The organism is Pseudomonas sp. R1-7, from assembly GCF_051132105.1.
Taxonomy (GTDB): Bacteria; Pseudomonadota; Gammaproteobacteria; order Pseudomonadales; family Pseudomonadaceae; genus Aquipseudomonas.
The window spans coordinates 2,396,645-2,411,941 of record NZ_CP071661.1 but is presented as its reverse complement, the minus strand read 5'-3'; the positions used below and the strand labels follow the sequence as shown (position 1 = coordinate 2,411,941).

General features: G+C 61.1%; 14 protein-coding genes. 7 read left to right on the top strand and 7 right to left on the bottom strand.

Annotation, left to right across the window (positions count from 1 at the left end):
• Positions 1-19: 19 nt before the first annotated feature.
• Together J3P79_RS10950 and J3P79_RS10945 are read right to left on the bottom strand one after the other, a co-directional pair.
• The gene (locus J3P79_RS10950) at positions 20-1,462 is read right to left on the bottom strand and encodes an FAD/NAD(P)-binding protein (protein ID WP_434610384.1); all 1,443 of its coding nucleotides are present in this window, start codon (positions 1,460-1,462) and stop codon (positions 20-22) included.
• A 16-nt stretch (positions 1,463-1,478) separates the two neighbouring features.
• Positions 1,479-2,042, bottom strand: coding sequence for a helix-turn-helix domain-containing protein (locus J3P79_RS10945; RefSeq protein ID WP_434610383.1), 564 nt, complete (start codon positions 2,040-2,042; stop codon positions 1,479-1,481).
• Here J3P79_RS10945 and J3P79_RS10940 point away from each other — a divergent pair.
• Positions 2,037-3,059 carry a DMT family transporter gene (locus J3P79_RS10940; RefSeq protein ID WP_434610381.1) on the top strand — a complete coding sequence of 341 codons (1,023 nt, stop codon included), beginning with the start codon at positions 2,037-2,039 and terminating at the stop codon, positions 3,057-3,059. The two genes, J3P79_RS10945 and J3P79_RS10940, sit on opposite strands and share 6 nt — an antisense overlap.
• Before the next feature lie 26 nt (positions 3,060-3,085).
• On the opposite strand, the gene J3P79_RS10935 is transcribed toward J3P79_RS10940, so the two are convergent.
• From J3P79_RS10935 to J3P79_RS10915, 5 genes are all read right to left on the bottom strand, one after another.
• Positions 3,086-4,924 carry a bacteriocin immunity protein gene (locus J3P79_RS10935; protein ID WP_434610378.1) on the bottom strand — a complete coding sequence of 613 codons (1,839 nt, stop codon included), beginning with the start codon at positions 4,922-4,924 and terminating at the stop codon, positions 3,086-3,088.
• 82 nt (positions 4,925-5,006) lie between these two features.
• A complete protein-coding gene (locus J3P79_RS10930; RefSeq protein ID WP_434610376.1) occupies positions 5,007-5,285 on the bottom strand; it encodes a bacteriocin immunity protein in 279 nt (92 codons plus the stop codon).
• Entirely contained in the window at positions 5,278-5,718 is a 441-nt protein-coding gene (locus tag J3P79_RS10925) for an HNH endonuclease signature motif containing protein (protein ID WP_434610374.1), read from the bottom strand. The genes J3P79_RS10930 and J3P79_RS10925 overlap by 8 nt, the downstream gene beginning before the upstream one ends.
• 171 nt (positions 5,719-5,889) lie before the next feature.
• Complete coding sequence (locus tag J3P79_RS10920; RefSeq protein WP_434610372.1) at positions 5,890-6,366, bottom strand: DUF6392 family protein; 477 nt, start codon at positions 6,364-6,366, stop codon at positions 5,890-5,892.
• Entirely contained in the window at positions 6,366-8,951 is a 2,586-nt protein-coding gene (locus J3P79_RS10915) for an S-type pyocin domain-containing protein (protein WP_434610370.1), read from the bottom strand. Before J3P79_RS10915 ends, J3P79_RS10920 begins: the two co-directional genes overlap by 1 nt.
• Before the next feature lie 258 nt (positions 8,952-9,209).
• On the opposite strand from J3P79_RS10915, the gene J3P79_RS10910 reads away from it, so the two are divergent.
• Genes J3P79_RS10910 through J3P79_RS10885 form a run of 6 tightly spaced genes read left to right on the top strand, consistent with a single transcriptional unit; the run spans position 9,210 to position 15,282 of the window.
• On the top strand, positions 9,210-12,134 hold the full coding sequence (locus J3P79_RS10910) for a monovalent cation/H+ antiporter subunit A (protein WP_434610368.1): 2,925 nt from the start codon (positions 9,210-9,212) through the stop codon (positions 12,132-12,134).
• Complete coding sequence (locus J3P79_RS10905; RefSeq protein ID WP_038579788.1) at positions 12,134-12,478, top strand: Na+/H+ antiporter subunit C; 345 nt, start codon at positions 12,134-12,136, stop codon at positions 12,476-12,478. Before J3P79_RS10910 ends, J3P79_RS10905 begins: the two co-directional genes overlap by 1 nt.
• On the top strand, positions 12,475-14,160 hold the full coding sequence (locus J3P79_RS10900; RefSeq protein WP_434610366.1) for a monovalent cation/H+ antiporter subunit D: 1,686 nt from the start codon (positions 12,475-12,477) through the stop codon (positions 14,158-14,160). Before J3P79_RS10905 ends, J3P79_RS10900 begins: the two co-directional genes overlap by 4 nt.
• Positions 14,160-14,648, top strand: a complete 489-nt coding sequence (locus J3P79_RS10895) for a Na+/H+ antiporter subunit E (RefSeq protein WP_434611429.1) — start codon at positions 14,160-14,162, stop codon at positions 14,646-14,648. The genes J3P79_RS10900 and J3P79_RS10895 overlap by 1 nt, the downstream gene beginning before the upstream one ends.
• On the top strand, positions 14,645-14,923 hold the full coding sequence (locus tag J3P79_RS10890) for a K+/H+ antiporter subunit F (RefSeq protein WP_045155731.1): 279 nt from the start codon (positions 14,645-14,647) through the stop codon (positions 14,921-14,923). Before J3P79_RS10895 ends, J3P79_RS10890 begins: the two co-directional genes overlap by 4 nt.
• Positions 14,920-15,282 carry a Na+/H+ antiporter subunit G gene (locus tag J3P79_RS10885; protein ID WP_434610363.1) on the top strand — a complete coding sequence of 121 codons (363 nt, stop codon included), beginning with the start codon at positions 14,920-14,922 and terminating at the stop codon, positions 15,280-15,282. Before J3P79_RS10890 ends, J3P79_RS10885 begins: the two co-directional genes overlap by 4 nt.
• Positions 15,283-15,297: the final 15 nt, after the last annotated feature.

The window sequence follows — 15,297 nt, the reverse complement described above, 5'->3', positions numbered from 1 at the left end:
TGGCCCCTCGCCACGGTGCTCAGTGTCGAGCTTGCAGTTCAGCCAACCGCCCCGCCAACACCTTGGCCTGGCTCGCCACATCCGTCACGGCAGTACTTTCCCACCACATCCCCCGCAGTGGCGGGCCCATGGCGAACAGGCGGTCGGCGGGTTCGCCCCGAGCATTCAGCACCGCGCCATCGGCACGCGCAGCGATCCCCAGTGCCAGCGGCCCCGGCCGGATCAGCCCTCGGGCCAACAACTGCTGCGGCAATGGTCGGGCAACCCGACGCCAGTCATATTCAATGCCACTGGAGTTGATCAGCGCGGCGCCCTTCACCACCTCCAACCCTGCCTCGCCCCGTCGACGAATATTGATCGCCACCGACCCTGCGCCAGACGATACAAGTCCCTTGTACGACGCTGCCTGAATCCGCAACCGCCCTTCCCCATGCAGGCGCGCGACCAGTTCCGCACTCAATGGCGGCGAGCGATGGTGATGGCTCTCCCACCACGGCCGCACATGCCGCACGAACTGCCGGCGCTGCACGTCGCTGGCCTGGTTCCACAAGCGCCCGATGTGTGCGCGCACGGTGTCCAGCGGCGCCTGCCAATCGATCCCTTGGGCTTGGGCCAGGCGGCATTGCTCGCGCAGCGCGCGCATCAGTTGGCGGGGCGAACGCAGGCTGTGATCTTCGGCAAGAAAGTCCACCCAGGCCGGTGGCTGGCGGCGCACGTGAGGCAGCAGGCCGTGACGGGAAAACACTTCGATCGGGCCGCGATGCCCGGCTTGCACCAGGGACACGACGGCGTCGACCATGGTCAAACCCGAGCCGATGATCAGCACCGTGGACTGCGGATCGAGCTGACGCATCGCAGCCACATCCCAAGGATCCAGGGCCGCTGCATTCAGGCCGCTGGATTCGGTTTGAGGGGTGCGTGCCGCCGGGAACATGCCGGTGGCGAGCACGGCAGAGCGTCCCTGCAAGACTTGGCCGTTATCCAGCGTCACGCGCACGGCGTCATCGCTGACCTGCAGATCGATGGCCTCTGCGCGCACATGCTCGGCCACCGAGCCATTGACCGCGCCAATCTCGCGCGCCTCGGCCAGCCGTTGTTGCACATAGAGGCCAAACATCCCTCGGGGCGGGAACAGCTCACTGATCGGCACATGCTGCTGGTCCGACTCGGGCCAGCCGCCGGCCTCGATGAACGCCGTGAGCCATTGGGTCAAATCGTCGGCGTTGTCCGGGTCGACGCTCATGCGCGCCGCGTTGCCGTTCAAGGTGTGACCCAGCTCCACGGCACTGTAGGCCTCGCCCCGACCCAGTTCACTGCGCGGCTCGACGATCAGCACCTCACGCCGACCCGGCAGGCGAAGCAACTGCGCGGCCAGCATGGCACCGCTCAGGCCGCCGCCGATGATCAGGACATCGGCTTGCCGGGTGATGCCCTGCTCATGTTGCTCCAGCGCTGTGTCCATACCGCTCTCCAGGATTCTAGATCACCACGTTGCGTACAAACCTCGCAGCCACCGGCCCATCGTTGCGATAGGCGTGGGGCTGGTTGCTGGCGAACATGAAAAACTCACCAGCGCCAATCTGTCGTTCCTCGCCGCCCAACAACAGGGTCAGGCAGCCCTCGAACACATAGAGCTGCTCGCTCCAACCGTCCGCGTCGGGCTCTGAATGGTAATGCTCGCCGGGCTCCAGGCGCCATTCCCAAAGTTCCACTTCACGGCTGGCGGTTGCCTTGGCGAGCAACACGGCTTTGCTGCCGGCAATGGTCCCCGCCCAGGCCAGCTCGTTGATACGGCTCGGGTCGCGGGCGTCGGGGGCCTGGATCAGGTCGCTGAAGGCCACATCGAGGGCTTCGGCGACACGGTCCAGGGTGGTCAGGCTGACATTCTTTTCGCCGGCTTCGATGGCAACCAACATCCGCCGACTGACCCCGGATAACTCTGCGAGCGCGGTCTGGCTGAGCTGCGCGGCATGCCTCAGGCGCCGGACGTTCTGGCTGACGTGTTGCAGGACCGATGCCCGCTGGTTGTTTTCTTTGTGCACTATATTGCTCATCTGCCGGGGTTGCGCATTATACTGCCCAACTTCGGGCGCATTGTGCGTCCGCCTCTAGTAGCGCGCAAGGTCATGGCATCGTTGAACTCCCCGCAAGCATCCTCCCCTCTCCCAAGGTTCAGCAAGGCCGAGTGCGTGCTGGTGTTGATCACCATGATCTGGGGCGGAACGTTCCTATTGGTGCAGCACGCCATGACGGTCAGCGGGCCGATGTTTTTCGTGGGTTTGCGCTTCGCCGCGGCGGCTGCGTTTGTCGCGTTGTTCTCCTGGCGGCATCTTCGCGCGCTGACGCTGTTCGAACTCAAGGCTGGATGTTTTATTGGCGTGGCGATCATGCTCGGCTATGGCCTGCAGACGGTCGGCCTGCAAACCATCCCCAGTAGCCAGTCGGCGTTCATCACCGCGCTATACGTGCCATTCGTGCCGTTGCTGCAATGGCTGGTGCTGGGCCGTCGACCGGGCTTGATGCCGAGCATCGGCATCATGCTGGCCTTCACCGGGCTGATGCTGGTGTCGGGCCCGGCCGGGGCCTCGCTTAATTTCAGCCCGGGTGAAATCGCCACGCTGATCAGCGCCATCGCGATCGCCGCCGAGATCATCCTGATCAGTACCTACGCCGGCCAGGTCGATGTACGCCGGGTGACAGTGGTGCAACTGGCAAGCACGGCGGTGCTCGCCTTCTTGATGGTGGTCCCGACGCAAGAAGTGATCCCGAGCTTCTCCTGGCTGCTGCTGGCCAGCGCCGTAGGCCTCGGCGCCGCCAGCGCCGCGATCCAGGTGGCAATGAACTGGGCGCAAAAAAGCGTCTCGCCGACCCGCGCCACACTGATCTACGCAGGCGAACCGGTGTGGGCCGGCATCGCCGGGCGCCTGGCGGGCGAGCGGCTGCCGGCGATTGCCTTGCTCGGCGCGGCACTGATCGTGGCGGCGGTGATTGTCAGTGAATTGAAGACCCGGAGCAAAGGCGTTGTCGAGGTGGATGAGGGGCTTGAGCGCGAGGGCTGAGCCGCTCATGCCCAAGCCCTCGGATTTCAAAATTGAATAATCAGGTTCTCGAGATCGTAAACGTCACCGCCCTGCGTGACGTCGACGCGGTGCAGAATGCGCAGCGCACGATTGTCTTCAGGCAACTCGCAGCGGGGCGCCAAACCGCTGAGTAGCAACGCCCTGTTGTCGATGTTGAATTGCGCGTTCAACGTCGGTACGGCCGCAACGGCCCTCCAAAATGCACGCTTGAACAAATCGAAACGCTCGAAGGCTTGCCCGCGCAATGCGTCGGCGACCGATGCGGGGACCGAAGCGCCCTGGCTGCTCAAGGCTTGTGTTTGCCAGTCGTCAGCCTCCGCGTGCCCTTCTCCGCTCACGACACCCGGACAATCCCGACGGTCATTGAATAACACATAAACAGGCTCCAGGCCGGAATCCGGCGGGAACACCACGACATAGTCATCGAATCGCACCTCTTCGATGGAGTCGAACGAGGCCAATTCCGGCACCGGTGACGACCGGACAAACCCCGTGGAATCGAGCCTGTCCTGCTTTGATGCCGTTGGCGCCTCCAGGCCACTGGGGTACGTCCACTCGATCATGTCGGGCTGCGGGCCATCCGTTGTAAAACGATAGACCCGCGCGTCCTCATGCCAGACGGCCGGCCTGACGCGCACCTTCCCGGGCAAAAAACCGGTGCAGGGAGTGATATATATCTCGAAAAGCTCGCGTATTGCTTTTAACCCATACGACAGGCTGCCGGGTTTCACGGCAACCGTTGTGGTGCTCATTCGCAGCGGTAACTCCACGTTGCCACGCTGGGCGGCAAGTACCTGCCAATCGGGATCGATCAGCGAGAGCTCGGTCAACGCAGCGCAGAAGCCGAAACGCACGGCCTTGGCTCGGCTGGCGAACCCGAAGCTCAGAACGCTGGCGTATTGCTCTGGATGTTTGTGCGCTCCGTCAATCAATGACCAACTGAACTCCGCGACTGCCGAACGGAGGGTCTTCTGCAAGTCCACTCGTTGTACCGGCACCAATGGCTGTGCGTCGCTGATCAACAGATCCGGACGTCCCATGTTAGCGGCGACAGACAGGCGAAACACGCTTGAGTATCGGTCGGGGGTCCGTAGGCGCACCCATTGCTGCCAGGCACGATCAACCAAGGCTTCGGCGTTGGTGTGGAGTTCGGCATGGCGCTGGGAGTTGGAGGACAGACGCGCCAGATAATGAGCCTGGTTGGCAGTGGCCTGCTGCAAATTGGCTTGCCAGAGCGGCCTGTCCGCCTGGCTGTAGGTAAGATTTCGCTGTGCCGCGTCTTTGTCGAACTCGACGCGCATTTTCCTGCCTTCGAATGCACGAACCGCCATCAGCACCTCGTGCTGCGCATGCTCGATCCGGCGGATGCCTTTTTCCAGTGCCTCCAACGTCGCGTTCGAATGCTGTTGGAGTGGCAGATGCTGGATAGCGCTTTGAAGCAGAGAGAACGCTGAATCGACCGTTTGCTCCGCAGAGGCGATGTCCGTAGCCACTCGCTGAGCGTTCGCAAGTTCGTGCTTGGCTCTCGCCGTGGCGTATCCAATGAGGCTCGACCCGTTGACCGACGTGAACGGCGCTGGAAGCACACCGTCTTTGAAAGGAATGAGTCTCTTCAGGTGATACCAATGCTTGAGGTGGAAGGTGACTGCGCCTGGGGAATGTAAATTGGAGGTATCCTCCGGGTAAAACAACAGGTCCGCACCACTGGGATGACCGACAATGCGATCAAAGTGATTGATAAGCCGGTCATGATCTTCTTTGCTGGCTTCGACGTTCCAGATCTTGTCGACAAGCGCTTGAAACTCGGACTCGGTGTAGTCCTGGAGTTTGGGTTTAAGTTCCATCTTTGTTCTTCCTTGTTTAAGCGGCCGTCCTTGATGACGCACCTGCTCGCGGCGGATTGAGCAGATGCGTTCCTAGGCTGACTTATTCCGGCTTGAAGCCGGGTTTGTTATTGCGGGCTCGCCATTCCTTGACTTCTTTCAGGATGCCGGCGGGACTGTCCTCTTGACCCTCTTTTGGATAGTAAATTACATCGGACTTTGCTGGATGCTGTGTGACTTGCTCAAAGTGCTCGACAAGCAAATCCCAATATTCGCCGAGCGCGCTCCCTTGCAGCATCGTTTTGTTATCGAAAAACTCTTCAAGAAATGACAAAAATTCAGCCTCAGTGTAATCCTCAATACTCTCTTTCAAGCTAATCATTGTTCTTAGCTCCATGAAGTTTTATATGACGTCGAGGCGTCAGCACAAAGAGATTATCCATGCCGTACACGTCTCCGCCATCCGTAACCCTGATGTGATGATGAAGTTCAAAGGTCCCTCGCCCGCCAATAACCTCAGACGTGATTGCTCGAGGGGCGACGCCATTTCGCATTTTTACTAGATTCGAACTATTAAATTGCTGACTTAACTCTTCATCCGCCGCCACCGCCCTCCAAAACGCCTCCCTGAACCGATGGAAATTCGCAAACTTCCTCCCCCTCAACTGATCCGCAATCCGATCAGGAATCGCCGCCCCAGTTGTTCTCGCCGCCTCCCCCAACCAAATGCCTGAAACTGGCTGCCCAAAGCCGAGGGCCATCCCGGGGTCATCCCGCCGGTCATAAAACAGCGCATCCGGCGAGGGCAACTCCATATCCGCCGGGTACCCGGGAATACTGGAACCGCCCTTCCCTTCGCCAACAGCCGAAAACGTCCAATCTTACGGAGGCAGAGGGACGATCAGCTATCTCAAATATGACGACTCTCTTTGGTCAGTCCTGGTCGGCCGGATAAGTTCTCCCTTATCCATACAAGCTAAGTTACCTCAAGAGTGACCTGTATCTAGCAAGGTAAAAACCAAGGTATTTACTTTCATATCAACGCCATATTGAAATACAACCTTTTTACCAAAATACCGCTCTGGATCCAGTTGGTAGGACTCCCACCCTCCGGTCTGCCCGATCGGTAGCGGCATTTTAATGGGACCTTTTGATGCCATCGGCTCGCCAAAAATCGCGTGCACATCAGCTTGTGTCATCTCCCGAACATAGGGGGCGGGAAGCTCGCCCTGATATGCAGATGTTGAAGGTGTGGTTTTTCTGAGCGTAATGAAAAGGGTTTCAAGCTTTTTCGTCTCTCGCCAGAAGTCCATATTGATACCAAGTTCTGGCTTAAACCCCAACCGATCCCGACCTTCATACATTTCACTCAACGGCCAATCCGGCAGGAGCCCCCGACTTATCAAGGTATCATGACTACTTCCAATACTTTCAATAAGCTCTTCAAGCTCAACTTTTTTCATTAATACCATCCTTGTTTTTTATGAAGGTCATGTAGTGATTTCTGAGCTGCATTTAGCTCAGCCTCCGAAAACCCTGACTCGATAAGGCCCGGCTTGAGTGCAGCGAAATTGTTGCTCACCGCGGCTTCCAGATCTGTAGCATCTTTTATGCGCCTATCGAGATTATTGCGACCACCGTAGGTCTCACTAAATTTTTGATGAACTCCAGAAGGAATTGCGATGCTTGGAGCCCTTCGGATGAGATCCGAAATCGTGTCGTAGTCCCAAGCTTCAAAATTCCTACGAATATAGGCCTCCAGCGCTTTCCTCGACGGAATATGGTCAATATCCAACCCATCCCCTCTGCTTCGACCACTGAGTTCGTTATACGGCCCCACCTCCAACGGTTCCACCGGAGGCCCGACAAACACTAACCCTGGCGAGGGCAACTCCATATCCGCCGGGTACCCGGGAATACTCGCACCGGCCAGCACCGGATCAACAGCCGGAAACGTCTCGTTTTCCGGTAGGACGGGGATTACGGGGTTGCCGGGATATTCCTGCGAAAGCGGTGGCGTGACCGGCAGTGTTGTCGGGCCGAGCTGCTCGATGCCCGGCGGAACCAGAGGCGTTCGGGTGCCGTGGCCGATGGGGGGCGCCGGCCAGGGGATGACCACCGGTACGATGCCCGGCCTGCCAAGCGGGCTGTCTGGCGTGGTGATGCTGATGCGGTCGAGGTTGAACGGGTTTTCGCCCAGTTCTGCCCGCTCCTGGTAACGCAGTTCGAATTCTCGGCGCTCACCGACCCATGTGCTTTTCGGCGCATAGGGCGCAAAGCCGCGTTCGATGCGTTTCTGGTTGATCCCGTCTGTGTTTGCCCACAGGGCAGGATGCTCGGCGAGCGTGCGCCATAACGCCTGGTCAAAGGCGTTGAATGACTTGATCTCCTGCGCCCGCATCTGATGGCCAACCTGCTCGGGAATGGCCGCGCCCTGGGGCTGGCTTGCGGTGCTCCACCAATCATTCGCAGCTGGCTTGCCAGCGCCCGCGACGATGCCCGAGCCCAGGGGTGGCAAATCGAATGAGAAATAGGTCGGCGGCAGGCCGGGCACGCAAACGATGCAGTCTTGAATGCGCAGGTCGGCGCCCGCCGGAAGGGTCTCGACTCGTGGCGCCATGAGCATCAGCTCTGGCGGGCGTGTCGGGGCGGTGTGTGGGACCGCGTCAGTGGCGAACTGTAGTTGCCGGGTTACAACGCCAGGAATTTCGGCGTTATAGAGGCCGGTCAGAGGGTCCAGGACTGCATTGATGACCGGAACCTGAGCACTGATTGCCCCGCCGGTATTGGCGACGTGAATCGTGGTGCCTTCGGATACGGTTTCGGGTTTGAGCCGGTGCGGCATTTCTACCGAGCCACCTGCATCGGCAACTGACCTCAACCGTTGCTCGTCCGCCAGACCCAGTGCCAGGGCCGGTACGCCAACGCCTTGAAACAGTCGCCGACGTTGCTCGACAGTAAGTTCTCCGTTGCCCAGAGGGGTGGTGTGTGTCGCCAGCGAGATAAATAAACCTGGCCCCTTCAAGGCAACGCTCTTTAACTCACCGAGCATCCCCACGGCCGACTGGACAGCCTTGTCCAATACCGCCGTGTCTTGCCGGGGTACAAACACGGTCCCCTGACTCAACACCATCCCGCCCGCTGTCAATGAAGAGGCGGGCACGCTCAGGGTGTGGGCCTGCCGGAACCGCTGATGCCGAATGCTTTCGTCAACCTGCTGCTTGAAACGGATGCGCTCGGCCCGTTGCTCAGCGTATTGGCGCTGGCGCTCCCAGCCGGCTTCCCGCTCACGCCAAACGATAGTTTGCTCGGCATGGTGCCTGGCCAGGGCGTCGGATTTTTCCCTCAAGGCCTTGATTTGCTCGGAAAGCAACCGAGCCTCTTGGGCCGCAATGTAAGCCTGTTCCCAGAGACGGTGACCTTCATCCAGCGCGGCACCGAATTGATCCAGTCGCGCGCGATAGTCATCCACCGAACGGGACAGCGGATCCTGTCCGTCAAAGACACCGGCGGCGAGATTCTTCGCGTTGAGTTCTTGAGACTTGCGGGCGATCAACCCGTCGATCTCATTTTTTTCCTTGGTGATGGTGTAAAGCTGCCAGCGCTCGGTTGAGTTCGAGGCGGGCGGTCGTTTTGCGGCCGAGATGTCCTTTTGCAGCGCGGCGTCGAGTTGTGATCGTTTGCTCGCGAAGTTTCGATCCACCTCGGCCCGGGTGGTGGTGTGGCGCTGCACCATGGTCGCCAACAACTGCTGGCGTGCCAGTAAACGCGCCTGTTCCTGAGCCGCCGCGGCGGCAGCGACCTTGGCGTTCGCAGCGTCAGCCTTCGCTTTTGCGGCGGCTTTCGCTTCCTCGGCCTGGCGTTTGAGCGTCGCTTGCTGCCTCTTTTTAATTCCCTTGGCTGAACGCTTCGGGCCGCCTGTCGCGCCGACGCGGTTCCCCCCGAAGCCGCCGCCATAGCCGCCTCCGGAACCGCCGCCGGATGAAGGACGTCCCGGCCTGATGACGACCGAGCCGTCCGATCCATCTCCTGATGTTTCCTTTGCCATACAGTTCTCCTTTTCTGTATGGCGCAGCATGGCGATGGAGCGATGCTCGAGTGCGGTAGATAGGTACCGCACCCGGTTTCCGTTTTTGAGCTAAGAACGCTTCGACATCCGCGACCAACCGCGACTACCCGTCAATCACCGAAACAACCCAAAACAGGAAAAATCCGTCTAACTTGTAGGATTCTGCGACACCCTCGCGGTTGGTGATCGGGAATACGCCACGTATGATCCCGGACAACCTTTGCCGAATAGAAACCTATGTCACTGATAGTTCTATTGCTTTTGCCCTTCATCGGCAGCTGTGTCGCGGCGCTGTTGCCGCATAACGCCCGTAACGCCGAATCACTGCTGGCCGGTCTCGTGGCCCTGGCCGGCACGGTTCAGGTGGCGTTGTGGTATCCGCAGATCGCCGATGGCGGCGTGATTCGCGAACACTATGACTGGCTGCCCAGCCTGGGCCTGAACTTCGTCCTGCGCCTGGACGGTTTCGCCTGGCTGTTTTCGCTGCTGGTGCTGGGCATCGGCACGCTGGTGTCGTTGTACGCCCGCTACTACATGTCGCCGGACGATCCGGTGCCACGTTTCTTCGCGTTTTTCCTGGCGTTCATGGGCGCCATGCTCGGCCTGGTGATTTCCGGCAACCTGATCCAGATGGTGTTTTTCTGGGAGCTGACCAGCCTGTTCTCGTTCCTGCTGATCGGTTATTGGCATCACCGCGCCGACGCCCGGCGCGGTGCCTATATGGCGTTGATGGTGACCGGTGCCGGCGGCCTGTGCCTGTTGGCCGGGGTGATGCTGCTCGGCCATGTCGTGGGCAGCTATGACCTGGACAAGGTCCTGGCCGCCGGTAACCTGATCCGTGACCATGCCCTCTATCCCATCCTGCTCCCGCTGATCCTGATCGGCGCCTTGAGCAAAAGCGCCCAGTTTCCTTTCCATTTCTGGCTGCCCCACGCCATGGCGGCGCCCACGCCAGTCTCGGCGTACCTGCACTCGGCGACGATGGTCAAGGCCGGCGTGTTCCTGCTCGCGCGGTTGTGGCCGTCATTGTCGGGCAGCGAAGAATGGTTCTATATCGTCGGCGGCGCGGGGGCTTGCACTTTGGTGCTCGGCGCTTATTGCGCGATGTTCCAGAACGACCTCAAGGGCCTTCTTGCCTATTCCACCATCAGCCACCTCGGGCTCATCACCTTGCTACTGGGCCTGAACAGTCCTCTCGCAGCGGTGGCGGCGGTGTTTCACATTCTCAACCACGCTACGTTCAAGGCCTCGCTGTTCATGGCCGCCGGGATCATTGACCACGAAAGTGGCACACGGGACATCCGCAAGCTCAGCGGCCTGGTGCGGCTGATCCCGTTCACAGCGACCCTGGCCATGGTCGCCAGCGCGGCCATGGCCGGGGTGCCGCTGCTCAATGGGTTCCTGTCCAAGGAAATGTTCTTCGCCGAGACCGTGTTCATCTCCGCCACGGCCTGGGTCGAGCTGGCGCTGCCGATCATTGCCACCATCGCCGGTACGTTCAGCGTCGCCTATTCCCTGCGTTTTACCGTCGATGTGTTTTTCGGCCCCACCGCCAGCGACCTGCCCCACACGCCCCATGAACCGCCGCGTTGGATGCGCGCACCGGTTGAGCTGTTGGTGTTCACTTGCCTGCTGGTGGGCATTTTCCCCGCCCAAGTGGTGGGCGCGTTGTTGGCCGCCGCCGCGCTGCCCGTGGTGGGCGGTCCGCTGCCCGAGTACAGCCTGGCGATCTGGCATGGCCTGAACGCGCCGATGATCATGAGCCTTGTGGCAATGTCGGGTGGGATCGTCCTGTACCTGCTATTGCGCAAACAATTCAAGCAAGGCCACATCAAGCGCCCGCCTTTGGTCGGTCGCCTCAGCGGCAAGCGTTTGTTCGAGCGCTGCCTGGTGCTGATGATGCGCCAGGGCCGCCGACTGGAGCGCAAGATCAGCACGCGACGCCTGCAGGCCCAGCTGTTCTGGCTGGTATTGGCAGCGGTAGTGGCCGGGCTGATTCCGATGCTCAACAGTTCGCTGACCTGGGGCGACCGGCCGAAAATCCCCGGCTCGGTGGTGTTCGTCACGCTGTGGGTGCTGGCCATTGCCTGTGCCTTGGGCGCGGCCTGGCAGGCCAAATATCACCGACTTGCGGCGCTTACGATGGTCAGTGTCTGCGGCCTGATGACCTGCGTGACTTTCGTCTGGTTCTCGGCTCCGGACCTGGCTTTGACGCAACTGGTCGTGGAAGTCGTCACCACGGTGCTGATCCTCTTGGGCCTGCGTTGGCTGCCACGGCGAATCGAAGACGTGTCGCCGCTGCCCAATAGCGAACGCCGCGCGCGCATCCGCCGTTTGCGGGACTTGTTGTTGTCCGTCGCGGTGGGCGGCGGCATGGCGTTGTTGTCTTATGCGATGCTGACGCGCCAGACGCCCAACGACATTTCATCGTTCTACCTGAGCCGGGCCCTGCCCGAAGGCGGCGGCAGCAACGTGGTGAACGTGATGCTGGTGGATTTCCGGGGCTTCGACACCCTCGGGGAAATCACCGTGCTGGTGGCGGTGGCCTTGGCGGTGTTCGCCCTGCTACGGCGTTTCCGCCCGCCGAAAGAAAGCATTCAACTGCCGGCGCAACAGCGCCTGCTCGCGCCGGACGTGGTCACCGACCTGGTCAACCCTCGCCACGCCAGCGATACCGCATTGGGTTTCATGATGGTGCCCTCGGTGCTGGTGCGCTTGCTGCTGCCAATCGCCCTCGTGGTGTCGTTCTACCTGTTCATGCGCGGCCACAACCAACCCGGCGGTGGCTTCGTCGCCGGACTGGTGATGTCGGTAGCGTTCATCCTGCAATACATGGTCGCCGGCACCCAATGGGTCGAAGCGCAGATGAGCCTGCGGCCGCTGCGCTGGATGGGCACCGGGTTGTTGTGCGCTACCGCTACCGGGCTCGGGGCGATGGCGGTGGGTTATCCGTTCCTGACCACCCATACCTGGCATTTCGAATTGCCGCTGCTGGGTGACATCCATGTAGCGAGCGCGCTGTTCTTCGACATCGGCGTCTACGCCGTGGTCGTCGGCTCCACCCTGCTGATTCTCACCGCCCTTGCCCACCAGTCCGTTCGGGCCCATAAGCCGGGCCTGCACGCCAAACCCGTCCCCCCCCTCAAAGGAGCCAACGCCTGATGGAAGAAGTCATCGCGATTGCAATCGGCGTATTGGCCGCCTCCGGCGTCTGGTTGGTGCTGCGACCACGGACGTTCCAAGTGGTGATGGGCCTGTGCCTGCTGTCTTATGGCGTCAACCTGTTTATCTTCAGCATGGGCAGCCTGTTCATCGGCAAGGAGCCGATCATCAAGAACGGCGTGCCCCAGGACTTGTTGCACTACACCGATCCGCTGCCCCAGGCTTTGGTGTTGACCGCCATTGTGATCAGCTTCGCCATGACCGCGCTGTTCCTGGTGGTCTTGCTCGCGTCCCGTGGGCTGACCGGCACCGACCATGTGGACGGCCGGGAGCCCAAGGAATGATGTTGACGCCTCACTTGATCGCCGCGCCCATCCTGCTGCCGCTGCTGACCGCCGCGTTGATGCTGATGCTCGGCGAGAAACACCGTCCGCTCAAGGCGCGGATCAACCTGTTTTCCACATTGTTGGGGCTAGGCATCGCCGTGCTGTTGCTGGCCTGGACCCAGGACCAACCTTTACCCGCGTCCATCGGCGTGTACCTGCCAGGCAATTGGCAGGCGCCGTTCGGCATCGTGCTGGTGGTCGATCGCCTGTCGGCCCTGATGCTGGTACTGACCGGCATCATCGGCGCCTGCGCCCTGCTGTTCGCCATGGCCCGGTGGGACCGGGCAGGGGCGAGTTTTCACGCGTTGTTCCAGATCCAGTTGATGGGCCTGTACGGGGCGTTCCTGACGGCGGACCTGTTTAATCTGTTCGTGTTTTTCGAGGTGCTGCTGGCCGCGTCCTATGGCCTGATGCTGCACGGATCGGGTCGGGCGCGGGTGTCGTCGGGCCTGCATTACATTTCCATCAATCTGCTGGCTTCGTCGTTGTTCCTGATCGGCGCGGCGCTGATCTATGGCGTCACCGGTACCTTGAACATGGCCGACCTGGCCCTGAAAATCCCGCTGGTGCCGGAAGCCGACCGGGGCCTGCTGCACGCCGGCGCAGGCATTCTCGCGGTGGCGTTCCTGGCCAAGGCCGGCATGTGGCCGCTGAATTTCTGGCTGGTTCCGGCCTACAGCTCCGCCAGCGCCCCGGTGGCGGCGTTGTTTGCCATCATGACCAAAGTGGGCGTCTATACGATCCTGCGCCTGTGGACCTTGCTGTTCTCCGGGCAGGCCGGCGCGTCGGCGTATTTTGGCGGCGATTGGCTGGTCTACGGCGGCATGGCGACCATCGCCTGCGCCGCCATCGCAATTCTGGCGGCCCAGCGCCTCGAACGCATGGCCAGCCTGAGCATCCTGGTATCGGCCGGCATCCTGTTGTCGGCCATCGGTTTCGCCCAACCCAACCTGATAGGCGCGGCGCTGTTTTACCTGGTGAGTTCGACCCTGGCGCTATGTGCATTGTTCTTGCTGGCCGAGCTGATCGAGCGTTCACGCTCGGCCAACGAACTGCCGCTGGACGATGACCTCGACACACTGCCGCGACCGCTGGAATCGCTGCAACCACCCAAGGGCATCAATCTCGATGACGAACAGAAGGCGGTAGTCGGCCAGGTGATCCCCTGGACCATGGCCTTCCTGGGCCTGAGCTTCATTGCCTGTGCGCTGTTGATTGTCGGCATGCCCCCGCTGTCGGGATTCATCGGCAAACTGAGCCTGCTCAGTGCATTGCTCAACCCCGAGGGGCTCGGGTCGAGCGGTGATGTCGCGGTGTCCAATAAGGCCTGGGGCCTGTTGGCTTTGTTGATCCTGTCCGGGCTCGCCTCGTTGATCGCCTTCTCGCGCTTGGGCATCCAGCGCTTCTGGACCCCGCAGGAAAGGCCGTCACCGCTGCTGCGACCGTTCGAATGCCTGCCGATCATTGCGCTGCTGGGGCTGGGGATCGTCCTGACCTTCAAGGCCGAACCCCTGCTGCGCTACACCCAATCCGTCGCCGATGCGCTGAACACGCCTGAACATTATGTGATGACGGTGCTTGCCACCCGCGCCGTCCCCAACCCTCAAGCCAGCGCCGACCTGAAGGCGGTGCAACCATGATCAGGCATCTGTTTCCCGCCCCCTGGCTGTCCCTGGCGTTGTGGTTGCTCTGGCTGTTGCTGAACCTGTCGCTCAGCGCCGGTCATCTGCTGTTGGGCGCGGCGCTGGGTTTTCTCGCGCCCTTGATGATGCGTCCGCTGCGGCCACGGCCGATCCGTATCCGTCGGCCGTGGGTCATGCTGCGGCTGTTCCTGCTGGTGGGCCGCGATGTGCTTGTGTCCAACCTGGCCGTCGCCTGGCGCGTACTCGACGCTGGACGCCGCCCGCCTCGCTCGCGGTTCGTCAAGGTGCCGCTGGACCTGCACGATGCCAACGGCCTGGCGGTGCTCTCGATGATCACTACGGTGATTCCAGGGACGGTCTGGTCGGAGTTGGCGCTGGACCGCAGCATCTTGTTGGTGCACGTATTCGATCTGGAGGACGAAGCGGTGTTCATCGATCATTTCAAGGCCACTTACGAGCGTCCGTTGATGGAGATTTTCGAATGAGCCCGCTGCTGTCCAATGCGATCCTGCTGAGCCTGTTCCTGTTCTCGCTGGCGATGGTCCTGACGTTAGTGCGGCTGTTCAAGGGCCCCTCGGCGCAGGATCGGGTCCTGGCCCTGGATTACCTGTATATCGTCGCGATGCTGATGATGCTGGTGCTGGGCATCCGTTATGCCAGCGACACGTATTTCGAGGCGGCGCTCTTGATCGCCCTGTTCGGTTTTGTCGGCTCGTTTGCCCTGGCCAAGTTCCTGTTGCGTGGGGAGGTGATCGAATGACTGGAGAGTTGTCGATGTGGATCGAAATTCCAGTGGCGATCCTGCTGGTATTGGGCAGCCTGTTCGCCCTGGTCGGCGCGATCGGGCTGGTGCGGTTGAAAGATTACTTCCAGCGCATGCACCCTCCAGCCCTGGCTTCGACGCTGGGGGCCTGGTGCGTGGCGCTGGCGTCAATCGTCTATTTTTCGGCGCTAAAGTCCGGCCCGGTATTGCATGCCTGGCTGATCCCGATCCTGCTGTCCATCACGGTGCCGGTCACCACCCTGCTGCTGGCCCGGGCGGCGTTGTTTCGCAAGCGCATGGCGGGTGACGATGTGCCGGCGGAGGTGAGCAGTCGCAGGACCGGCCCCGAAGATTAGAAGAAGCCTCAGCCA